The sequence below is a fragment of the Chloroflexota bacterium genome (genome assembly GCA_034717495.1).
Lineage (GTDB): Bacteria > Chloroflexota > Anaerolineae > JAAEKA01 > JAAEKA01 > JAYELL01.
Map to the genome: position 1 here is coordinate 1 of JAYELL010000044.1, position 23,019 is coordinate 23,019.

The following is a 23,019-nucleotide window of genomic DNA, read 5'->3' on the forward strand; positions in this document are numbered from 1 at the left end:
GTTGAACTCGGTCGTGGACCTGGACGCCTTTGCCGGCGAGACTGTTCGCTTCCGCTGGCGCCTGGCCACCGATACCAGTGTCGGTCGTCCAGGCTGGGACATCGACGATGTGGCGGTGCAGAGTTGCCGGCCGCTCAGGACCTTCCTGCCCTCGATCCAGACGGACTGAGCACCTTGCTAATTGTCAATTGTCAGTGGTCAATTGTTAATGGCAGACAGGGCGGAGTTTCAGAGTGTCGGAGCGTCGGAGTCCCGGAGGCGCCGTGTTCGGTCTTTTCTGACTCTCTGTCCCTCTGACATTCTGATCCTCTGTCAGCGCTTCGCACCCTCAAACTTAAATCAGGGAATCTTCAGTGTCATCCCGACGGGACAGTGATCGCTGCCCAGGACATCGGGTAGAATGAAGGCGTCGACAACCCGGTCCATTGCCTCTTCCACGATAAAAAAGTAATCGAGCCGCCAACCGACGTTGCGCGCTCTGGCACGGGTTGGCATGGACCACCAGGTGTACTGGCCGGCCACATCTGCATAGAAGTGGCGAAAGGTATCGACGTAACCCGCAGCTGTTACCTGATCGATCCAGATGCGTTCCTCGGGCAGGAAGCCGGTGGTCTTACGGTTGGACCTGGGGTTGGCCAGGTCGATCTCGCGGTGCGCCGTGTTGACGTCGCCGCAGAAGATGACAGCCTTGTCCTCTCCCCGTATATCCTCGCATTTGTTGAGAAAGGCATCGTAGAAAGCCAGTTTGAAGGGCACGCGGCTGTGGTCGCGACTGCCATTGGGGAAGTAACAATTCAGCAAGGTGAAGGTGGGGTATTCGGCGATGATCGTGCGACCTTCCTGGTCGAATTCATTGATACCCAGGCCAAATGTCACACTCAACGGCTTCTGCCGTGTCATCAGGCCGGTGCCGCTGTAGCCCTTGCGGGTTTTCGACGGGTTCCAGTAGGTGTGATAGCCAGCGTACTCGCGGATATCGGCGGGTACCTGGTGCGCTTCGGCGCGGGTCTCCTGCAGACACAGGATGTCCGGCGCGGCTTCGGCCAACCAGTCAGGAAAGCCCTTTTTTGCTACAGCACGGATGCCGTTGACGTTCCAGGAGAGCAGGGTTAGGGGAGGAGTCATGATCAGGGCTTCCTCTGTCGGGGCAGGAATGGCGCAAGGGCCTCTCGATGCTGCGCAAGAACGGTAAGGGTGCCATTCCTGCCCCGACGATTATACGCGGTCGCCTTGGAATCGCCAACTGGAATCAGGAACATGGCATGCCATCGATCTGCAAAAATGCAAGGATCGGGTATAATTGCATCGCGCACGTTCCAGCAACGGTTTACCAACTCACCTGGAGACGAACCTATGACAACAGACAGACCTCCCATGGGCCTTCGGGTCCCGCGTAAGATACTCACCAACGACCTGGTCTCCGGCCTGGTCATGGCAATCATCACCGTGCCGGGCGCACTGGCCAACGGCCTGCTGGCCGGTGTCAACCCGGTTTTTGGTGTTTATTCGGTGATCGCCGGTACCACGATGGCCGCGGTATTCACCAGTTCGGTGATCATGAATGTGGACTCTACCAGCGCCACAGCCATCGGTACAGGCGATTTTCTGGGCGCCTATTCCTCCGGTGAACAGCTTGGTTATCTGGTGGTTTTGGGGATTCTGGTGGGCCTCTTCATGTTGCTCTTTGGTATCCTCAAACTGGGCTTTTTGGTTCGCTTCATCTCCAATGCGGTCATGACCGGCTTTCTCAGCGGCCTGGGTGTACTGACTATCCTTGGGCAGACGGCAGATATAACCGGTTATTCCAGCGATGCACCCAACAGAGTCTTTCAATTCATCGATACCATAATTCACTGGCAAGAGATCAACTTCGCCACGTTGGCTGCTGGCCTGTTGACTATTGTTCTCATTGTCCTGCTGTCGCGCACGAAACTGGAGCGTTACGGCTTCGCCATCGCGCTGGGAATAACGACCCTCCTGGTTCTGTTGGTTCCCATTTTCGACTCGTTGGTCCTGGTGGGCGATACCACGGAGATTCCCCGGGGCCTGCCCAGACCCCACTTCCCAAATCTGTCTTTGGTGCCAGCCATGATCCTGCCCGCGCTGACTCTTGCTATCATTGCTCTGGTTCAGGCGGCCGGCGTCAGCGGCAGTGTTCCCAACCCCGATGGGGAATATCCCGATCCTTCCGGTGATTTCCGGGGACAGGGTGCCGGCAACGTGGCTACTGGTTTCTTCGGCGGCATTCCAGTTGGTGGCTCTCTCTCAGGCACGGCCCTCATTCAGAGTGTCGGCGGTCTGTCCCGTTGGGCCAATATCTTTACCGGCCTCTTTTCGTTGGTCATCCTGATGCTCTTTGGACAGGTCATCGAGATCCTGCCGCTGTCAGCGCTGGCAGGACTCCTGGTGGTGGTCGGCTTCGGTATGATCAAGGTCGGCCGCATCGAAACTGTCTGGAACACCGGACCGGTGCCCGCGGTCGTTACGGCGATTACCTTCGTCGCGACTCTTTTCCTGCCCCTGCAGTATGCCGTCGGTCTTGGTGTGATCCTGACGATCGTGGTGCATGCCTTCCAATCGGCTGAAAGGGTGCGCATCGAAAGAATCATGATGGATGAGGATGGTTCGTTTTACGAGACTGAGGTGCCCGACGAGCTAAGCAGCGAGGAAATCATGACGCTGATGCCCATCGGCAGCCTTTTCTTCGCCGGTGCTGCCGAATTCGAGGAGGAGCTTCCCGATGTGGGCGACGCCCACCGCTCGGTTGTTATCATTACCCTGCGAGACCGCGATGAGATCGGCAGCACCTTTGTGCGTGTCCTGAAGCGTTACGCCGAAGAACTGCTGGCTCAAGGCAACAAGCTGATGTTGGCGGGCATGAATGACCAGGTATTGTCGCAATTGGAGAGAACGGGAATCGTCGATCTGATCGGTGAGGAGAGTGTCTTCCCGGGCGAAGCGCTTTATGGCGCCAGTCTGGAGGCAACCATGGCTGAGGCGCAGGAATGGATCGATAGCGAGTCGCAGAAAGCGCTCGACTGACGGTCGGAAAAAAAGGAACACCGGGCTTCCGCTGAACCATAAAGATTGCTTTGGAAGCCCGGTGTTTTGTGTTCACATCAGGTTCGGTGTTTTGTCTGCACCGGTGCCAGCCAGCTCAATCGGCCCAACCAAGTGCTGTCAGGACAGCAGTCAAGGCTTTTTCCTCGTCCGCGATGGCCAGTGTGCTGCGGTCGCCAGCCTGTCGAAGGAATGCTACCCGGTCGCCGGCAGTGAACCGGCTCTCTTCGCCGGTGCTATAGCCTGTGGCCGCAAGCCACTCCGCCAGAATCGATGTGCCTTCGGCGGCCTCGTCGGGACTGTCCCAGGCAATTTCAATGGCAAAGAGACCATTCCCCGCGTCATCGGTCAAAAAGACGTACTCGCTGCCATCCCATCCGTCGGCTCCACTGCTGGCCTGGTCGCTATCGAGGTCGCCCAGCAGCAAGCGCAGGTCGATCTCCCCCCAGACATCTCTGAGAATTTCCTGCCAACCACTGCCCATCGCTTCGGCCAGATCGGCAGGAAGGGACACCTCGGTTGGCTGATCCAACCGGTATTTTTCCGGATGCAGGATCTGTTCAGTTGAGGCCGGCAGATCATCCCACAGCGCATCGACCGCCTGCCAGCCGCCCGTTGCGAAGACAGTATCTACAAACTGAAGACCTGCCTCGTAGGGAAATAGCAGTGCCTCTTGCAGATAACGAGGGGTGTTTTGCAGTACTGCATTGTTTAGTTCGGCGGCCGCCGCGCTGGCCAACGTGCCCAGCATTTCGAGCGAGGGGTTCTCGATCATCCAGTGGAGCATGACCAGAGTTGCTTCCCCTTCCACCAGGGCATCCACGGCCCCCTGTTCGTCTTCCGCAAGCCCCGCCTCGTCGCCGACGAACAGGCTCAGGTCAAAGTGTTGGTCCTGCAAGGCATGGGTATACTCGTGAACAAAGGTGATCTGATCCTCCACGCTCAACGGTTGGCCCTGCCGTTCCTCGTCGGCGATCAGAAAAAAGGCGTCCTCTTCGTCATCGTAGAAACCCAGAATCTGCGACTCATAGAGATCAAGCATCAGGTCGTTCAGGTTTGTATCGTTCGGAATCAGCTGGAGGAGCTTCAGCATTTGGTCCAGGGCGGCTAAACTCTCAGGCTGCAGATCTGCGGCCAGGGACTCCTCCAACTCGGCTCGCAGGTCGTCTCGATTCATGAACTCAAAGTCAACCGCTTCAATTGTATCGAGGCCGCGGATGCTTTCGGTCTGATGGATCAGTTGCTTCATCTGGTCCTCCAACGATATGGGCTCGGCGACCTCAACCGCTACGTCGGATAGAGCCAGCCCTGCCAGGGCGGCCTGGGCGTCAGCCGGTTCGGCAAATCCCTCGGCCAGAATGTACAGGATTCCAGTGGGCTGTGGAACAAGCCACATGAATACCAGCTCACCCTCCGGTCCATCCACGGAAACCAGCGCCGCTTTCTTGGCGGACAGTTCGACCAGGCTCGGCTCGACACCTATGAGGCCCAATCCGGCCGACAGGCTCTTCACGGCAAGGTCAGGATCGGTCTCAAACAACATGGCTGTTGCCTGACTGACCATGGGTGGCATGTCGATGGTGAACAGGGTCAGGTATTCCTCGGCATCGATGGCGGCTGGCGAGTAGCCTACCAACGGAATCAAGGGAGAAAAAACGCCTTCCAGAATGGTCGCATCAATGAAGATCCACTCCGGATCGTGAGCTTGCCAGGTCACGCCAAGATCGCTGTTTTCGTACGAAGCACCTGCTGGATCAACCGGGTCCACTGGCGCTTCGGAAACGGCGGGGGAAGGCAGCGGCGTATCCGTCGGCGCTGCCGCGGGCGCAGGAGTCGATGGTACCGCTGTACCGGCTGGTGGGGGAGCAGCTGCTTCCTGGACGGTCGGGCTGCTCGCAGCGACGGCAGTAGTGGTGGCAACAGGTGGTGGTGCCTGGACACAACTCACCAGAGCAAGGCTCAGACCGAGCCCAATGAGAATAACACGGATGCGAAAAAACATTGTTCCCTCCGAACTGAGATGGCAGGTGAAAAGAAAGATGTATCGGGTCAGACGCCGGTGCGGGGTGCCCCCTGAAGCAGCGGAAGGGACCGCCTGCTAAGTTCCAGTACCAGCAGGTCCAGGGCCAGGTCGTCCGCCAGCTTTCCCGTTTTTATTGACAGATCGGTCTCCAGAAGACGATCGTAAACAGCCTTTAGATCGGCCAAACGCCATTGCTGGACCTGTCTCATAGCCTTTTCCGTGGGGTAGGGATGCAGGCCAATGGCCTTTGCAATGTCATACTGGCCCAGTCCCCGGCTCATTTGGTCAGAGACCTGAACCAGAATGCGAAACTGGCGAACGATCATGGATAGCAGATAGAGCGGGGCTGCGCCATCGCGCTCGAGTTCGCGCAGCAGTCGCAGCGCCTTCGCGCTGTTTCGTTGGCCAATGGCGTCAACCATATCGAAGACATTGGCTTCCTGGGCGTAGGGCACAAGCAGGCGCACATCCTGACGTGTGATTTCTCCATCGCCTCCGCGGTATGCTACCAACTTCTCCAGTTCGCTATCCAGGAGACGCAGGTTGGGTCCTACGAAGGCCGCCATATCCTGGGCTGCATCCCTGTCAATTGTGGCGCCCTTAGCTTTCACTCGCTTGTTGATCCAGGCAGGCAACTCCTGTGGTTTCGGGGCTTTGCAGGAAACGATCGTTGCCTGCCCCTGTTTTTGCAACTGAAGCAACAGTTTGTAAGGCTTGCGACGCTCATCGATTCCACGGGGCTCTATCAGGACCAATTCCGTGGTGTCGGGCAACGAGGGCAGGTAATCCAGCAGGGATTGCAATTGGGAATCGCTGGCGGGGATGCTTGAGTCCTTTTCAGCCTGTCCTGGCTTTTTGCCCCCTGACTTCTTTGATAGCTGGGCAATCAATCCCTCCACGACGACCAGACGCCGCTCGGCGAGGAAGGGTACCACGTCGCAGTGGTAGCGGACCTCCGTGACGCGGGTCTTACGGCCATCGAGCCAGGTGCTGTTGGCTTCCAACAGGTCGGCCGAGCCCATCGATTGGCGGATGGTGGCAAGATGTTCTGCCTGAATCAGGTCATCGGGGCCGTGTAGCAGCGTGATCACGGGTAGTCTCAGATGCTCTCATCGATGGTGACGAAGTGATAATTCCAGCGCCACAGCTTACCTCGGGTAATGCTACCCAGCTTGAGTCCACCGATGTCGGCCAGGGTCGTTACCTGTCGCTGGAGGCGCGTGCCGGCCGGCCGGCCGAGCATCATTCCCCCGATACCTGCCATGATGGCCACAGGGATCTGGTCGACGATCCTGGCGTTGTTCCTCCTGGTCAGCATGGTGGCTGCGAAAGTCGCCAGTCCGGCGAGCGCTCCGGTGGTGACCAGGTTTGTGCCACAGTTGGGATGTATCGCCAACCTTGCTTCACCTGCTCGCAGGCGGGTGATCGCTTCGTCAACGGCCCTCTGCAGCACTTCTGTGTCGACATCGCCGAAGATGTAGAATCCCCGGTGATCGCTGCGACCGCCTACCAGGCTGGCGACCTGGTTCCGTCTGGTGAGCATGGTGACGGTAGCGTGCTCGATGGCGTGATGTTGTCTCGTGCGCCTGACGAATCCCATGGTTTTGCTGTGCAGTTCCTTTCATGCAGGTGGTGATCGGTGGGGCGATCGGAGGAGGACCCCCGCGCCCCCTGGGGCTGGCTGGGCAGCCCCTCTGATCATGCCCAGGTGACCAGCGCCATTTCGTGCTGGTTCAGCATGTGATCGTGTCTGGGCAACACGCGCACACCGTAAAGCAGGGCACCGGTCTTGTTGGGCACAAAACCGCCCTCATACTTGTAGAGATAGATGCCGTTCGTCTGCTCGCCGACCAGGTTCATGGGCGCTGTCTGCGGCGACGCCAGGCGTCCGCCGGAGTCTTCGCCGAAAACGATCTCGACCGTCACCTGGTCCGGCGTCAGGACGCCAAGGGCCACCAACGCGCTGACTGGTGCAGTCTCGCCGATGGTGAACTGGGTTTCGTTGGGACCTTTGGCATTCACTGCTACCTCCGACCAGTTTTGCCGGATCGTGCTTCGCCACTGGGCTAAATCACGGGCCACGGCGAAATCGTCCGCCCGGTAGGCCTGGCTCGAGATGGCAGTCGGCACATAGAGCTGGTCGGTATATTCTCCCAGCATGCGGCGGAAATTGAAGTCCCAAAGGCTGCTGCGCATCGCCTCCTTGGCAACTTTCACCCAGCCGTGGGGAACGCCGTTTTTGTCGCGATCAAAGTAGAGTGGGATGATATCGTGTTCCAGGGTCCAGTAGAGGGAGCGGGCATCGGCCTCATCCTGTGTCTCCTGATCCCGGTATTCCCAGTTTTCGCCTATTGCCCATCCGTTGTTGCCATGATAACCTTCAGCCCACCAGCCATCCAGCACGCTGAAGTTGGGATTGCCGTTCATGGCGGCCTTCTGACCGCTGGTACCGCTGGCCTCCCGGGGACGACGGGGTGTGTTTAGCCACATATCGGTTCCCTGCACCAGGTAACGGGCTACGTTCATCTCGTAGTCCTCGATAAAGATGACCTTCGCCCAATACTCGGGCGATTGAGCCACTCGAACGATGTCTTGAATCAAGGACTTTCCGAGATCATCGGCGGGGTGGGCCTTGCCAGAAAAGAGGATTTGCACCGGTTTTTCCGGATCCTTGAAGAGGCGACTGAAGCGATCCATATCGCGGAAGATCAGGGTGGCTCTCTTGTAGGTGGCAAATCGACGGGCAAAACCGATGGTCAACGCATTTGGATCGAGAATATCATCGATCTGTTCCAGAACTGCCGGAGACTCGCCTTGACGAATGCTGCGCGCCCGGGCTCGCTCGCGCACAAACTCGATCAGCCGGCCCTTGGCGCTCTGTTGGGCAGCCCAGAAGTCTTCATCGGGAATATCATCGATAAGATCCAGGACAGCGGGATCATCCAGCCTATCCTTCCAATCTTCTGGCAGGTAGTTATCGAGAAGGGCCACCATCTCCGGCCCAAGCCAGGTTTCCAGGTGAACGCCATTGGTGACATAGCTGATGGGAACTTCATCCACCGGCGTGTCGGGCCAGAGCCAGTGCCACATGGCACGGGAGACCTCGCCGTGCAGCCTGGCGACGGCGTTGATGCGGCCTGCCATGCGCATCGCCAGCACAGTCATGCTGTAGCCGGGGCCCCAGCTTTGATCGTGGCGGGCCAGTTCGAGAAATTGCTCCCGGCTCAATCCCAGCCGCCCCCAGAATTTGCCGAAGAACTGATCGATCAGGTCCCAGCTGAATACATCATGGCCCGCGGGCACCGGCGTGTGGGTTGTAAAGATGGTACTGCTGCGCACTACCTCCAACGCCTCTGCCACAGAAAGCCCCCCGTGCTCAACGTATTCCCGCAGCCGCTCGAGGCCAAGAAATGCGGAGTGGCCTTCGTTCATGTGCCAGACCATGGGCTTGACACCCAGGGCCCGGATGGCTCGCACGCCACCGATTCCAAGAACGAACTCCTGGCTGATGCGAAGATTGTGATCGCCACCGTAAAGCCGGGCGCTGAGTTCGCGATCGCCGGGCTGGTTCAGGGGAACATCGGTATCCATTAGAAAGAGGGGAATCCGTCCCACCTGGATCTTCCACACCTTGGCGAAGACATCGCGACCAGGCAGTTCACATTTTATCAGAACTTCCTTGCCGTTCTTGTCGAGGGCTGGTGTGGCGGGCACCTCGGAAAAACTCAACTTGCTGTAGCGAGCCTGTTGCCAACCATCGGGGTCGATGTACTGCGTAAAATAGCCCTGGGGATAGAGGAAACCTACGGCGACGAAGGGTAACCCCAGGTCGCTTGCGGTCTTGCAGTGGTCACCGGAGAGGATTCCCAGGCCGCCGGAATAAATGGGCAATGCTTCGTGCATGCCGAATTCCGCGGAATAGTAGGCAATCACTTCACCGGTGTGATTGGGAAACCTTCGGCTGAACCAGGTCTCCTCCGGGTTCATGTAGGCATCAAAGCGGGCAAGTACCTTGTTATAGCGTTCCAGGTAGTCTTCGTCTTTGGCAACGGCATCCAGTTTTTCCTGACTCACCTCGCGCTGGAACTTTACAGGGTTGTGGGCAACTTTTTCCCACAGTTCGGGGTCGATATCACAAAACAGGTCCTGAGCATCGCTGTTCCAACTCCACCAGAGGTTGTTGGCGAGTTCGGGAAGACGGTTGAGAGCTTCAGGAGTTCGGGGGAAAATCGAAAGGCGTCCAAGAAAATCCACTGATGTGCTCCTTCATAGTTGCGTTTGAATCATTGTTCGCAATGAGGCAAGGGGCCAATAATACCGGCTTGCCAGCCGGTCAAAGGGAAAATGGGCTGCCGGTCCCGCGGCATTATACTACCGTGCCTGAGCAGGGGCAAAAACCTGGCATCCTCTCCTGTGTCATGAACCGGTCATCTTAAGATAACCTGCCTCGCGCAGCCACTCTTCAGTATGGCGCATACCCGTTTCGAAATCGATCATCGGCTGGTATCCGAGAACCCGCTGTGCCTTCTCTACACTGAAGCGGCTCGGGTTAAAGCGGAAATGGACGCTCCAGGGGCCGGGCACTTGTCTCCCCAACAGTCCCCGCAGAAATCGCCCCGGGGCCGTCGCGGCACCGCGGGCAAGCCAGGCGGGCATCGTTGGCAGGCCCTGCTTTCCCAACATCCGGGCGTAGCGCAGGTAAAACTCCCGATAAGTGACGACCGTACCGTCGCAAAGGTTGAAGGTCTCTCCAAAGGCTGAGGGATTGTTCATGGCAAGGCTGACGCCGTCAACCACGTTGTCGATATAGCCGGTATTGACCAGGCCAGCATCTTTTCCCAGCAGCACTAATCGCCCCGATTTGATCGATTCTATCGGACGCACCGACCATGCTACCCCCCGCGGGCCATAAGTTGAGGCGGGGCGGATGATCGTCGTCTGCAATCCCTGGGTCTGTGCGTATCGCACTAACGTTTCAGCCGCGATTTTGCTGTCAGGGTAGAGTTGACCGACCGGAAAGATCGAAGCGCCTTCGTCGATCACCGCAGACCGGTTGATGCCGTAGACTGCGACGCTGCTGAAGTAGATGAACTGCTGCACACCTGACTGGCGTGCAGCCTCGAGCAGATGCCGTGTCGCTACCACGTTGATCAGCCAGGCCTGCGTCCCGCTCAATCCTGGTTCACCTGTCCAGGCCGCTGCATGAAGGACAATATCGCAATCCTGTACAGCTTTTTTCAGGGAGGACAGCTGGCGGAGATCGCCCTGACACAGATCGGCTCCCTGCTGCGCCAGCCAGCCAGCGGACGCGGGCTCACGCACCAGGCCGCGTAGCTCAAAACCATCCGATAGCAGACGTTCTGCCAGGTGTCCCCCGATAAAGCCGGTGATGCCGGTAATCAGGACGCGCATGAGCGGCGGTCCCTGGATACCCGAGCGGGCAGCATGGCGAGGAAATTGCGAGCGGGCGATGGGTACACTTAGAGCAACGGCGACTGGGCTTTCCGGTCGACCTGGGCAAACTGACGCTCACAATCGATCAATGTTTCCAAGAGATCGCTGGTGGTTATGATTCCCACCAACACACCCTTTTGGACCACCGGAAATCCGCTGATCTTTCGTTTGATGAGCAGGCTTGCGGCATCAGAGATGGGTGTCTCCGGAGTGAGAATGATCGGATCACGGCTCATTACATTGCCGATTGGAATGTGGCGCCAGAGGAAATTGTCCTGGCTCTGGTCGTATAAGATCGAACTCAATCCGGTGATCCGGCGTAAATCACCGCTGGTCACCATGCCGACCAATTTGCCGTTCTCGACCACGGGCAGGCGACGCAGCTCGCCTTGACGCATCAGTCGGATAGCCGTCGCCACACTGTTCTGAGGCTCTATTGTCACCAGCCTGGTGGTCATGATTTCTGCAATGGTGCTTGCCACGATTTGCCTCAATACATTTGGACGCCATTGGGATAGAAGGGCAACCCGGGCGCTTCGAAAAACTGTCCCTTCAAAAACAGTTTACCCGATATTTCCCATTCTAACTATGCGTTAAATCATATTTGGGGGCGAATATTGGCAAAAATGTGGTCGAAAATGGCAGATTCAGCCATCCTGGCCGTTTTTTCTGCGCAGGCGAGCGGTGTTGGGGACTCCCCGGCTACAGGTCGTCGGCCATATCACAAACGAGATCAGAATCCGAAATCACGGCAATGGGGCGCTCTTTGCCCATCTCCTGGCGAACCACTACCAGCCGGTGGACGTTTCTAGCGGTCAGAGTTGCCACAACATCCGAGAGAGAGGTTTCCGGCCCAACCGTGATGACATCGCTGGTCATATAGTCACCGACCGGTTTCGCCTTCCATTGCCGGTCGTTCGCATAAGCGCGCAGCAGATCACTGCGGGTGATGATACCACGAAGAAAACCCTCGTCGTCAACGACAACGAGCGCACTGATATCATCGTCCGCCATCCGCCGGGCGATAGGCCCCAACCGGTCATCGGCGGAGCAACCTTCGATGCCAAGACGCTTGGCCTGTAACACAGTCTTCTGCTTCATGACAGCACCTCCGCTGGTCTTGAATCAAGGTCATCGTCTAGGGAAGTTATCGGACTGGCAAGCGCGGCTGGAATGTCGTCGCCGTTGGCGACGACGCGGGTTGAAATGCCGCTGGCCAGGAGTTCTGCCAGGGCCTGTTTGTAGTCAGGGGCACCCTGGCCAAAGGTACTGGCTGCCAAAAAAATCGCCATGCTGTGGACCCCACGCCGGCGAATATCCCTCATTGCCGCAATCCAGGATGAGTGGGCAGACGGGGTTATCGCCAACACGGTCGTGTGACGGGGCAAATGTTCCATCTCGGCTGTCAGAACCTGGGCAAAGGGAATCTGGCCGCTGGCGCCGACAACGGCCAGGGTTTCGAGAATCTTGGTGAGTTGTCGTTCACCGCGATCGGCCTGAATCAACTCCCGCCGGGTACCATGGGCGATCATGCCGATCGACCGGTCCTTGATCAGGAAATGGCGACTCAAACTTGCCGCGATCGTGACGGCGTACTCCAGAGTGCTGGGCGGCAATTGCACTCCTACTCGTTCCTGGCGCAACACGGCGGGGCCCTGGTCGGTCTCCGGCGGGACCCATGGCAGTTGGTAATGGACCGTCTGATCCAGATCGAGCACGATCCAGATGTCGGCGGTGGGATCCAGTTCGAATTCCTTGACGATCAGGCGACCAGTGCGAGCTGTAGAGGGCCAGTGAATACGGTTGAAGCTGTCTCCAGGAACATATTCGCGGACCCCGGAAACGTTGGTTGTGACATAATGGGTGCGGCGTCGCATGGCGTCGCCACCGGGAAGAAATCCTACGGGAGGGGTGAAGCCCGGGATATCAAGAGTAGCGGGATAGACGATCATCGCCGACGTGTCCGGCAGTTCCCGTTTCATGGGGAAAAGCCCCAGCGGATCGCTGCTCTTCAAGGTCAGCGGGCCGAGCCGAAAACGACCCCGTTGCAGGCAGAGAGTTCGAACGATCCAGCGGCGGCGACGGTGTGGACCGAGGGAGTTAAGTACTCTGCTTGCGTAATGCCGGGGCAATTCGGAGTGGTCCCGCACCTCCAACCACAGCTTGGGCAACCGGCTGTCGTTGACCACCTCGAATTGTTCTTCCGCGATTCGTCCCACCTGCGAGCGGCGGGCTCGGGTATAGCGCCCGATACGCACCCATTTAAGATTGGTCCAGGCCCAAAGATAGGACAGCACGACAATTGCTGTCAGGAGGTAGGCGATGGTGAACGCGATACTTCGGTTGCGCTCCGCCACAAAGAGGGCAAACAGGATAGAGAGCAGCCAGAGCGCGATGATCCACCAGGAACGTCGCATGGCAGCTGCGCTTAACTGGCCCGAACCCGCGTGCCAGGTACCGGCACGGAGTCCAGGATTTCACTCAGCACGGAGCGAGGATCCACGTTTTTGATGCGGGCTGAAGGGCTGACGATTAGCCTGTGAGCCAGGGTCGGCTCAGCCATGGCCTTGACGTCATCAGGAATCACGAACTCCCGTGCATCTACCGCAGCCCGGGCGCGCGTGGTCTTGTAAAGAGCCAATGAACCACGGGGGCTGGCGCCCAGGTAGATGTCTGGATGTTTGCGGGTCGCACCGGTAATGGCGACGATGTATTCCTTGATCAAAGAGTCCACATAGACATCGGTCACAGCACGCTGGGCATCGATCAGATCATCAGCTCCCACCACTTGCGTCAGCTGCCCGATAGGATGGATCTTCTGTTGGGAGTCCAGAATGTGTATCTCATCCTCGGGTTCGGGATAGCCGAGGGTGATTCGCATCATGAAACGATCCAGTTGAGCCTCTGGCAAAGGAAAGGTGCCTTCGTACTCAATCGGGTTCTGGGTGGCCAGAACCAGGAATGGCCTGGCCATGGGGTAGGTAGTACCGTCCACCGTGACCTGTCGCTCTTCCATGGCTTCCAACAGGGCAGACTGAGTCTTGGGCGTGGCTCGATTGATCTCATCGGTCAACACGATCTGGGTCATGATGGGCCCGGGCCGGAACTCAAACTCGCTGGTTTTCTGGTTGAACACGGATACGCCGGTCACATCAGAGGGCAACATGTCGGGTGTGAACTGGATGCGTCGGAAATCGCACCCGATCGATTTGGCGATGGCGCGCGCCAACATCGTTTTTCCCACGCCGGGCACATCCTCGATCAAGAGGTGTCCCTCACAAAGCAAGGCCATGATCGTCGTCTTGATCTCCGGCCGCTTACCAATGATGACGTTTTCCACGTTGTCACAGATGCGATCGGCGAAAGACTTGACGGTTGAAACATCAGACATTTAGAACGGTCCTCCAGGAGGCCTTTTATCCAGGTTGCTGCAGGCGTATCAGCAGCGTCTTGGGTATCGGGCCGCGACTCAGGGCAGGGTTTGGCGTCACGAACACGCTCGGACTTCTTCGCTGGGTGCGCTTCGATTATACCAGCGATAGCAGCGATGGGAAAACTGCAGGCTCACTACAACACAAGCTGAGCGTATCCAGGGTTCAGTTGCTGTCAGAACCGATTTGCCAGCCTCCTGTCCTATGTTATAATCTGCGACATGGCTGAACGCATCTTGGTGGTCGAGGATGACCCGCGAATGGCGGATCTGCTTCGCCGGGGTCTGATCTTCGAAGGGTATCAGGTTGAAATGGCCGAGGATGGTGAGTCCGGGCTGATCGCAGCGCGGGACAAACTTCCTGATCTCGTGATTCTCGACCTGATGCTGCCCGGCGATCTGGATGGTCTGGAAGTCTGCCGCCGGTTGCGGTCCGCCGGCGATGTACCCATTCTCATGCTGACCGCCAAGGGTGCCCTCAGTGACAAAGTCACTGGACTCGACAGCGGTGCTGACGATTACCTGGTCAAGGCCGACTTTCAGTTCGAGGAGCTTCTTGCTCGGGTCCGCGCCCTGTTGAGACGTCGACAAGCGCCCCCTTCCCAGGAAGTGCTGCGTTTCGCCGATCTTGCCCTTCACCCGGCCAGCCGGGAATCCCTGCGCGGCGAACGCCGTCTAAACCTGACTGCCAAGGAGTTCGATGTCCTGGAAGTCTTTATGCGTCATCCAAGACAGGTGCTTACCCGGGATATTCTGTACGACCGCATCTGGGATTACGACTTTGGCGGTGAAAGCAATATCATCGAAGTCTACATGCGTTACTTGCGCACCAAACTGGAGGCGGACGGTGAACCTCGCCTTCTCCATACCGTCCGCAGTGTGGGCTACGTTTTGAGAGAACCCTAAGCTCGCCACTTTTCACACTGCTCTTATCAACGAATAAGCTGTGTTTAATGTTCTTGGTGCACAGTATGTTTGTACATGTTGCACCCAACTGCTAGCCAGGCCTCCATGACACTGCGTGTTCGCCTGACCCTCTGGTTTACTCTGTTACTGGCCCTGGTTCTGCTGGCCTTCGCATTTCTGTACCACACGGTTCTTTCGCGTACCTTGTTCAACCACGTGGATACAGCGTTGCGAAGCCAGGCAGAGCAGGTCGTCTCTATCTTTGAGGCAGACTTCGATCCAACCAAGGCCCAGATTCCCACTGCCATCGTTTTGGCGCCTCAGTTCTTTGCTCAGGCAGCTACTCCCGATGGTCGAATCATCGATACCTCCGATAATTTGATGGATCAGACTTTGCCTCTCCCTGTCCATTTGCTGGAGCTCAATATCCAGGGAGAGGCTGAGTTTTTTACCTGGCAAGATGAAGCAAGTCATCTCAGAATCTATAGCGCCCCGGTGCAGACCCCCGGAGGTCAGGTGGTCGCGACGGTCCAGGTCGGACAATCTCTCGAGCCGATCGAGGATATGTTGCAGTTAGCGCGTCTCGGCCTGTTGATTGCAGGGGTCATTGCATTGATCCTGGCAGCGGCCGGCGGTTATCTCATTTCCGAGGCAGCTCTGCGGCCGTTGAATGAAATCGCGGAGACAGCCAGCCAGATTGCTCGCACCCGGGATCTCGAGCAGCGTCTTGAGGTTACACAACCGGATGACGAGGTGGGGCGCCTGGCCGAGGCCTTCAACGCGATGCTGGAGCGCCTGCAACGTCTCTTCCGCACACAGGAACGACTGGTCGCCGACGTTTCCCATGAGCTGCGGACACCTCTGGCGACCATTCGCGGCAATCTCGATCTTCTCCGGCGCGGCGCGGCGCAGGACCCCGAAATGTTGCAGGAGGGACTGGATGCGATCGGCTCGGAGACGGCCCGGATGAGCCGATTGATTCGCGATCTGCTGCTGCTGGCTGAAGCAGATGCGGGGGTAGGGCTGGATCTCAAGCCGGTGGAACTGGATACGTTGCTGTTGGAGGTGTATCGGGAGGCGTTGCTGATTGCTCATGGACGGGTCAAGGTCCGCCTGGGCCATGAGGATCAGGCCATGGTAGATGGGGACGCCGATCGTCTTAAGCAGCTCTTTCTCAACTTGATGAGCAACGCAATCAAGTACACGCCTGACGGTGGCTTGGTAACCCTCAGTCTGCACTGCCGGCCCGACGGCTGGGTTCGGGTGGTCATCAGTGATACCGGAATCGGAATCGCCGAGGAGGATCTGTCGAACATCTTCGATCGATTCTGGCGAGTCGACAGGGCGCGCAACCGCAGTGCCGGCGGCACGGGGCTGGGATTGAGCATTGCGCGCTGGATCGCGGAAGCGCACGGCGGGCAACTGACGGTGAAAAGCCAACTTGGCAAAGGTTCGACGTTTGAGGTCATGTTACCTCGCTCCGATTGAGGCGCGGGCGATTGTGGCTAGAGGTAACCGTGGTTTGACAGTCGTAGTGGACTGGGCTATAATTGTCAACAAGTAGCCAAGCGGCCGCTGAAAGCCTGACAGCCACCGTGTGTCATAGAGGAGAGAAACGACTCTAGACGAGCTTTTCTAGCGAAAACCGGTCATGATTGCAGGAACAGTCGGCCTCACTTGCACTGGCAGTGAGGCTCTTTTTTGCGATTGAAATGTGTTTGGCAAGGATTTCAGGTCAGCATAGTCGTCGGGCATAAACAAACGAAGGAGGCACAATCAGAGATGGCAAATGTCGAATTGCGTTCCGGTGAATCTCAGGAACAACTCTTGAGGCGTTTCCGCAAGGAAGTCACCAAGTCCCGTATCCTGTCCACCGCACGCAAGAAGCGTTGGTTTACACCTCCGAGCGAGGTGCGCAGGATCAAGAAGCAAAAGGCAATTCGCAAGGCGCGTCAGGCACAGCGCAAAAGAGAGCGAAGATATTAACCGTTATTCAAAAAAGTCTGCGTCCGGAAAGGAGGTGATGGCGAGTGGCAGCAAATTCTAAAGAAGAAAAACTTGTTTTGGAAGGTAAAGTTATCGAAGCTTTGCCCAACACAACGTTCCGCGTGGAGTTGGAAAATGGGCACAAGGTCCTGGCCTATTTGTCTGGCAAGATGCGAAAGCACTACATCCGGGTTCTTCTCGGTGACAATGTGCGCGTTGAACTTTCGCCATACGACCTCACTCGAGGACGCATTGTTTATCGACATCGAACTCCGCGTGTCCGGGTCTGATCTGCGATCAGGCCTCGTATTGGAGGGGAAAGCGCGGTAGTAAGCCGCGTTCAGCTGCCGGTACGAGCACTCATTTGCGACCGTTTATTTCGAAGGCACTCCCAACCAGGGGTGCCTTCTTTCGATCCGGGCAATCAAACCACTACATGCCTGTGGGCAAGTCGATGAATACGGTTTCCAGACCGAACTTGCCGTTGAGGTGCCGCCCCAACGCCTTGAGACCCACCGTCTCCGTGGCGTAATGGCCCGCGAAAATCAAGTTGATCTGATGGTCATGGGCACTGTAGAATTGAGAGTGGGATGTCTCGCCAGTAATGAGTGTGTCGGCACCCAGATTGGCCGCTTCTCCCGCGTGGGAAGCGCCGGCGCCAGAAAGAATAGCGATTCGTTGGGTGGTCGTGGGCCCATGCGCCAGAACTCTTGGTTCTACTCCCAGGCGAGCTGTCAATGTGTCCACGAGCGACTCCAGCGCTATGCCACCTTCCGGCGTGCTGCATACCACGCCAAGATCGGTACCCTTGACGTTGCAAAACCAGCTATCTACAACCAGGGAAAGAATGCGGGCCAATTCAGCATTGTTGCCCACTTCCGGATGAGCATCCAGGGGCAGGTGCGCTGCATACAGATTTAGCTGGGTCTCAAAAAGGCGGTGAATCCTGCGTCCGAATCCTCCTCGAAGCGGTTCCGCTTGACCCCAGAACACCCCATGGTGAACGATCTGCATCTGGGCACCGACTTTCACTGCTGCATCGATGCAGGGCAGGCCGGCGTCCACGGTAAACGCGATGCGGCTTACCTCATCAGCGCCCTCAACCTGCAAGCCCTGGGGGCCATAGTCCTCGATCTCGTTGATGCGAAGATACCTGTCCAGATAGTCTGTCAATTCGTTTCTGTTCATGGCTTATGCCTCACATTTGGGGGCTCTCGGCAGATGGCGGCGTTGCTGCTGATCCACCGCCTTTTTCGGTGCTGGGCGACGTTGCCACAACCGTGTTACCCCCGGATTCCCGATCTCTGTCTGCAACGAATTCTGCTTTGCGCGCGCTTGCACCAGCCGGTCGACGGATCTGCCGGATGATGCTGGACTGGTAGTAGGTGGTGCCGATCAACACTGCGAGTACGACCAGGCTAATTCCCAACAGGATTTGAGGGATACCGATCACATCTGCTAATGCTCCGATGGCCAGCATGGGCGGGATGCCTGCCAGGTTGTTCAGCATGAACTGGACCGCAAAGACCCTGCCACGCACTCGCTCCGTCGTATTCTCGTGCAACGAGGTTTGAGAAACGATATTCACGCCAGACATGGCCAGACCGAGGAAGAAGCTGATGAAAATCGTTGCCAGGATGAGCGCAGCCCCGGCGGGCGGCAATTTCAGCATTGTCTCATCCAGGGGCAGGCGCATATTGGTTTCCTGGAAGCGCCACGACACCCAGCCAAAACCGGCAAAACCCAGCACCATAGCCGCCAATCCGAACTGGGTCAGACGGCGCTTGGACATCCGGTATCCCCACCGGCCCAGCAGGATTGCTGCAACCAACATTCCCAGGCCTGCCGGAGCGAAAACGACGATGGCATCCTCCGGGGCAAGATGTAGCACGCGGGAGGCTATTCCAGGGGCCAACATGGCCAGAACCATGACTAAACTGGCGATCAAGGTCAGATTCGTCATGGCCAACTTGACTCTGGGGTGCTTGAGGACGAATTCCCACCCCTCTTTCAGTTCCGCCCAGGCACTTTCCCAGCCGGATCTGGCCGACTTGGGAGTCGTAGCTGGCTCATCCTTGGGCAGACGGCTAACCAGGATGGCTGCTACCAGGTACATGCCCGCAATGAGAACGAAGGCCCGGTCCACCCCGATCAGTTTGACGGCCAGCGGGCCGAGGATAATCAAGCCGATGACCTGGGAGAGGGCCAGGGTCAGGTTGAACAGGGAGTTTGCTGCCATCAGCTGGTCCTGGCCAACCAACATCGGAATGGTTGCGGTTTCCGCCGGGTTGAAGAATTGCCCGATGGCCGACATGGTGAAGGTCAGGGCGTACAGGGTAATCAGCAACAAGCCGGTTGTTTCGCCAGAATAGCTCGATAGAACCACCAGGTAGATAAGAACAGTTATCACCCTCAGGGCGTTGGAGCCTACCAGTATCCACTTTTTAGGGTAGCGGTCGATCAAGACGCCGCTGATCGGGGCGAAGATGATAGCGGGCAAGGTGAAGGCAAGAATCATGAGGCCGAGGTGGACGCTGGCGCCGGTCAGCCGCTCGATGAGCACGATCAGGACAAAGTGGATCGCGTTCTGCGCGGTTTGGGCCAGGGCCTGAGAGCCCCATAATCTGCGAAATGCTTTGTTTTCTAAAACGGGCCGAAAGCCCTGCTGCGTCTTTGGTACGGACATAATGATTTCGATGGTGACGACCGGACGCACGTACAGCGTCACCAGCACGTCAGACCACGACAATGAACGGATCGTCCATCCATTATAGCACCGCCCTGGTAGAAAGCGTAAAAACTCCTTCTTTCTCCATGACGTACGGCAGTGGGCGTGGAATCGACATGCCGGTTGTGCTGTTTTCAAACGTTAATCAGCGACGTTTTTTCTCACCTGGCAAAATCCGCTAAGCAAAACAATTCTCCCGGCCCGCATGACACCTGGAGTCTAGCCTGGCGAGGGAGGGGGTACTGATACTCCACTATTTGGCGCCGCGCCGCTGGCAGGGTCACCGCGCCGCACGAATGTTTTTACCCGTTTCTCAAACTCCCGTCGCGTCAGAAGGACACGACGACCACAGGTCGTGCAAAGCAGACCGATGTCGGCACCCAGGCGAACGATTTCCCATTCATAGCCACCACAGGGGTGGGGTTTCCGGAGGCGAACCACGTCTCCCAGGCGAATTTCGATAGTCATAGTCAGTTCGGCAGATGTTGAGTAACAGGTCAGTTGTTGCCGATAATTGTAGCATAATCGAGGCGCAGGAGCAACTGATGTCGATTTGAATCGGATAGGTCAGGGTACAATCAACTGAAGGCGATGCAACGCCAGACCTACTATCCGATCATCGGTCGAAGTCGGGTCGATCGATATCGGGCTGACGGCGCCCGGCGTTTCGAAGGTCAGCGTATTGAAGTGCCGTCGAGGGGGATTCTTTCTGAGCAGGGAGGCTTGGAAGGGAAAACGGAAAACCGAAGGTTGCGTCTGATCGATGGATCCAATAGTCTGGCCATTCAGGATCACGGTGACTTCCTGGGGTTGAAAGGGGCTGGCATCGATTTCCAGGACCATCTGGCCCTGCCTGGGCATGTTTTCTCTCGAAACCTTGAAGTGGATGCTGGCCCAGTCCCCCTGCGACCAGCGCCACTGCCCGTTGCCATCTTCTTCGGGATCGTACCATCGCTCGAAGGTAACCTGGGTGTTGTCGGGCAGGATCGTCTGCCCCAAGGGGAAGGGCTGAATGCCATCGGCGCGATGGTACTGCTCGCTGCGTCTGACCAGCATCTCGCTGCTGGCCAGAAACTGCGGGTATTTCCAATCCAGGATGTAGGCTTCCCTTTCAATCTGTCTGACAGGTTCAGGTCCGTGCCACTCGTGCCACAGAAAGGTGTCAAAATTGTATAGTCCTTGATAGCTGTTGAAAAAGATGGCTACGACAGATAGGGCAGCAAAGGTGCCCAGGCCTGCCCGCTGCCACGGGACCGACGTTCGTTCGATAGCTGCCCTGGTCAGCAGCAAGGTCAGCAAAAGCAGCGCCGGGATAACATCCACGGTGAGGCGACTACCAAACGACCAGCCGCCCCACCAGTGTCCAAACCTACTGATTATAACGAGATGCAGGGCCAGCCAGCCCACCGCCAGCCAGAACAGCGGCTGGCGGATCGACGCCTTGATCACGAACGGCAGGACCAGAAGGGGCAATAGCAGAAATGGATTGTAGATCAGCAGCCCGCGCCCTGGACTAACCAGGTTTCCCAGCAAAGCTGTCCAGAAACTGCCCGCGCCGCTCACCCGTTTGGGCTGGTAATACGGCGGTAACAGCTGGCCAAATTCGCGCCAGGAATAGAGAATGAAGCCCGCCAGACAAACAAGCAGGGTCAGGGAAAGCTTGAGGAAAAGCTCCCGGCGCCAAATCAGTACGTAGAGCAGCACTGCCAGATCAAACATGACCAGGATTGGTCGAATCAGGTAGGCTGCAAACAAGAGTAAACCAAGCAGGTAGGGATTGGCAGGGCGCTTTCCCCGGTCATCATAGACTAACATCAGCAGTACGAAGAGCGTGATGATCAGAGCAAAGTTATGGGTCCAAAGCGCCGTACCCAGTGTTGCGACGATGGAGCTTCCGAAGAAGAACACAGCAGTGAAAAGGATACTGAGGGCGTAACCTGCAAAGCACCGGCTTAACAGGTAGATGAGCAGAACGATCAGAGCCGCGGATAGGGCCGACAGGGTGTGTTGCAGCGTCTTGTTTTGTTCGATGTCGGTCATATCCTGCCCCTGCAGATTTGCCAGCCAGACTGCAGGGGAGGCCAACAGGGAGGTGCCGAGGGGGAAGTAGTCGTAAAGATGTCCACCCGACTCGACCAGCCTTGAGTCGTCGGGATCATCCAGGTAATCATCCAACCTGATCGTCCCGCTGGAGAGCAGGGCCTGGGAAGTGACCAGCAGATAACGGGAGTCGCCAAAGGCGTAGTCGTTGTCCGGATCCCGGGTGACAAGAAATGCCGCGACGACCAGGATGAGCAATAGGAGCCGGCTACTCTTGCGAAAGAAGCTTTCCATGATCCAGTACCAGCTTGAACAGGGATTCGTAGGAATCGGCTACCGCCTCCCAACTATAGACGGCGGCCGCCCGCTCCGCCGCGCGGCTGCGATAGGCATCGACCAGAGCAGGTGCTGAGATGAGCGTCTCCAACACCGGCGCCAATGAGGCAGCGCCAGCCTTTCCATCGTACCAGAGCCCCGCATCGTCGATGGTCTCCAGGTTTTCAGGCGTATTGTGGACCACGACGGCATTGCCGAAGGCCATGGCTTCCACCAGAGCAGGATGGGTACCCCCCACGCCGCTGGTCAATACGTAGGCATAGGCATTGCTGTTCAGTTCCTGATAACCCTCACCAAAGAGGTAACCGGTGAAGATGATACGGGGATCATCGCCGGCCAACTGGCGCAGTTGGGCCTTATAGGCATCGGCATAGGCAGAATCGCCAACGATGACACATTTCAGGTCGGTGTCGAGTTGGAGCCAGGCCTGGACCAGATGGTGGGCGCAGTTTTCGGGAACGAGCCGCCCTACGAAGAGCACGTATCCGCCTGGCTCAAGGCCAAAACGGGAGAGGGTCTTACCCGGCTCTCGACGGGGCAACTCCGCGCCATAGGCGATATAGGTCGACTCAGTGCCGTAGGTTTCCAGATAGTACTGTTGAACCACCTTGCTGTCGGTGATCACGGCATTGGGCAATATGGTGCTCATTCGTTCGGCGAACTGGATATAGCGCTTCGCCAGGGGCGGCCACTTTTCCCGCTTCCAGTCGAGGCCGTCCACATTGATCAAGGTTCGCTGGCCGGCCAGTCGGGGAATCCAGGTCACCAGGCTGTTGCCTGCGATGAAATAGAGACAGATATCGTAGCCTTGAGTCAGGGCGTGTATGCTGGAAAGCAGGCTGTGCACGATGGTGTCAAAGTACTTGTTGGCAATGGTAGGCAGGTTCACCAGCCGCATGCCCTTGTAGAAAGGTTGATCATAGGCAATGTGGTGGCTGCGCCCATAGACGGTCACCTGGTGGCCTCGAGCCACCAACCGGCTGCCAAGTTCTTCGACGCAGGTCTCGAAACCGCTATAACTGGCCGGCACCCCTCGGGTGCCCAACATGGCAATTC

20 protein-coding genes are annotated in these 23,019 nt (G+C 57.5%); 5 read left to right on the forward strand and 15 right to left on the reverse strand.

Going from position 1 to position 23,019, the window contains the following annotated elements:
* Window positions 1–339: 339 nt before the first annotated feature.
* Window positions 340–1,125 carry an exodeoxyribonuclease III gene (locus U9R25_08725; GenBank protein ID MEA3335976.1) on the reverse strand — a complete coding sequence of 262 codons (786 nt, stop codon included), beginning with the start codon at window positions 1,123–1,125 and terminating at the stop codon, window positions 340–342.
* A 228-nt stretch (window positions 1,126–1,353) separates the two neighbouring features.
* Between U9R25_08725 and U9R25_08730 the strand changes: the two genes are divergently transcribed.
* Window positions 1,354–3,042, forward strand: coding sequence for a SulP family inorganic anion transporter (locus tag U9R25_08730; protein ID MEA3335977.1), 1,689 nt, complete (start codon window positions 1,354–1,356; stop codon window positions 3,040–3,042).
* 115 nt (window positions 3,043–3,157) lie between these two features.
* Here U9R25_08730 and U9R25_08735 read toward each other — a convergent pair whose 3' ends face one another.
* The 9 genes from U9R25_08735 to U9R25_08775 all read right to left on the reverse strand — a co-directional run bounded on the left by U9R25_08735 (window position 3,158) and on the right by U9R25_08775 (window position 13,928).
* Window positions 3,158–5,062 (reverse strand): hypothetical protein, encoded by a 1,905-nt coding sequence (locus U9R25_08735; protein ID MEA3335978.1) that lies wholly within the window; start codon window positions 5,060–5,062, stop codon window positions 3,158–3,160.
* Window positions 5,063–5,109: 47 nt separating this feature from the next.
* Entirely contained in the window at window positions 5,110–6,174 is a 1,065-nt protein-coding gene (gene holA / locus U9R25_08740; GenBank protein MEA3335979.1) for a DNA polymerase III subunit delta, read from the reverse strand.
* Window positions 6,175–6,182: 8 nt separating this feature from the next.
* Window positions 6,183–6,683, reverse strand: a complete 501-nt coding sequence (locus tag U9R25_08745; GenBank protein ID MEA3335980.1) for a DUF6391 domain-containing protein — start codon at window positions 6,681–6,683, stop codon at window positions 6,183–6,185.
* Window positions 6,684–6,781: 98 nt separating this feature from the next.
* Window positions 6,782–9,337, reverse strand: a complete 2,556-nt coding sequence (gene glgP, locus U9R25_08750) for an alpha-glucan family phosphorylase (GenBank protein ID MEA3335981.1) — start codon at window positions 9,335–9,337, stop codon at window positions 6,782–6,784.
* A gap of 162 nt (window positions 9,338–9,499) precedes the next feature.
* On the reverse strand, window positions 9,500–10,495 hold the full coding sequence (locus tag U9R25_08755; GenBank protein MEA3335982.1) for an NAD(P)-dependent oxidoreductase: 996 nt from the start codon (window positions 10,493–10,495) through the stop codon (window positions 9,500–9,502).
* A gap of 68 nt (window positions 10,496–10,563) precedes the next feature.
* The gene (locus U9R25_08760) at window positions 10,564–11,019 is read right to left on the reverse strand and encodes a CBS domain-containing protein (GenBank protein ID MEA3335983.1); all 456 of its coding nucleotides are present in this window, start codon (window positions 11,017–11,019) and stop codon (window positions 10,564–10,566) included.
* A 220-nt stretch (window positions 11,020–11,239) separates the two neighbouring features.
* Window positions 11,240–11,638: a CBS domain-containing protein gene (locus U9R25_08765; protein ID MEA3335984.1), complete on the reverse strand. Its 399-nt coding sequence runs from the start codon at window positions 11,636–11,638 to the stop codon at window positions 11,240–11,242.
* Complete coding sequence (locus tag U9R25_08770) at window positions 11,635–12,954, reverse strand: DUF58 domain-containing protein (protein MEA3335985.1); 1,320 nt, start codon at window positions 12,952–12,954, stop codon at window positions 11,635–11,637. The genes U9R25_08765 and U9R25_08770 overlap by 4 nt, the downstream gene beginning before the upstream one ends.
* An 11-nt stretch (window positions 12,955–12,965) precedes the next feature.
* A complete protein-coding gene (locus U9R25_08775) occupies window positions 12,966–13,928 on the reverse strand; it encodes a MoxR family ATPase (GenBank protein ID MEA3335986.1) in 963 nt (320 codons plus the stop codon).
* A gap of 261 nt (window positions 13,929–14,189) precedes the next feature.
* Between U9R25_08775 and U9R25_08780 the strand changes: the two genes are divergently transcribed.
* The 4 genes from U9R25_08780 (at window position 14,190) to infA (ending at window position 17,149) form a co-directional block, all read left to right on the forward strand.
* Window positions 14,190–14,873, forward strand: coding sequence for a response regulator transcription factor (locus tag U9R25_08780; protein ID MEA3335987.1), 684 nt, complete (start codon window positions 14,190–14,192; stop codon window positions 14,871–14,873).
* A gap of 105 nt (window positions 14,874–14,978) precedes the next feature.
* A complete protein-coding gene (locus tag U9R25_08785; protein MEA3335988.1) occupies window positions 14,979–16,361 on the forward strand; it encodes an ATP-binding protein in 1,383 nt (460 codons plus the stop codon).
* Window positions 16,362–16,655: 294 nt separating this feature from the next.
* On the forward strand, window positions 16,656–16,859 hold the full coding sequence (gene rpsU / locus U9R25_08790; protein ID MEA3335989.1) for a 30S ribosomal protein S21: 204 nt from the start codon (window positions 16,656–16,658) through the stop codon (window positions 16,857–16,859).
* A 44-nt stretch (window positions 16,860–16,903) separates the two neighbouring features.
* A complete protein-coding gene (infA, locus tag U9R25_08795; protein MEA3335990.1) occupies window positions 16,904–17,149 on the forward strand; it encodes a translation initiation factor IF-1 in 246 nt (81 codons plus the stop codon).
* Between the two features lie 142 nt (window positions 17,150–17,291).
* On the opposite strand, the gene U9R25_08800 is transcribed toward infA, so the two are convergent.
* The 5 genes from U9R25_08800 to U9R25_08820 form a co-directional block, all read right to left on the reverse strand.
* Complete coding sequence (locus U9R25_08800) at window positions 17,292–18,047, reverse strand: Nif3-like dinuclear metal center hexameric protein (protein ID MEA3335991.1); 756 nt, start codon at window positions 18,045–18,047, stop codon at window positions 17,292–17,294.
* 10 nt (window positions 18,048–18,057) lie between these two features.
* Complete coding sequence (locus U9R25_08805; GenBank protein MEA3335992.1) at window positions 18,058–19,608, reverse strand: MFS transporter; 1,551 nt, start codon at window positions 19,606–19,608, stop codon at window positions 18,058–18,060.
* 198 nt (window positions 19,609–19,806) lie between these two features.
* On the reverse strand, window positions 19,807–20,055 hold the full coding sequence (locus U9R25_08810) for a DUF951 domain-containing protein (protein MEA3335993.1): 249 nt from the start codon (window positions 20,053–20,055) through the stop codon (window positions 19,807–19,809).
* Between the two features lie 99 nt (window positions 20,056–20,154).
* Window positions 20,155–21,921, reverse strand: a complete 1,767-nt coding sequence (locus U9R25_08815; protein MEA3335994.1) for a hypothetical protein — start codon at window positions 21,919–21,921, stop codon at window positions 20,155–20,157.
* Window positions 21,896–23,011, reverse strand: coding sequence for a DUF1972 domain-containing protein (locus tag U9R25_08820; GenBank protein ID MEA3335995.1), 1,116 nt, complete (start codon window positions 23,009–23,011; stop codon window positions 21,896–21,898). The genes U9R25_08815 and U9R25_08820 overlap by 26 nt, the downstream gene beginning before the upstream one ends.
* Window positions 23,012–23,019 lie beyond the last annotated feature (8 nt).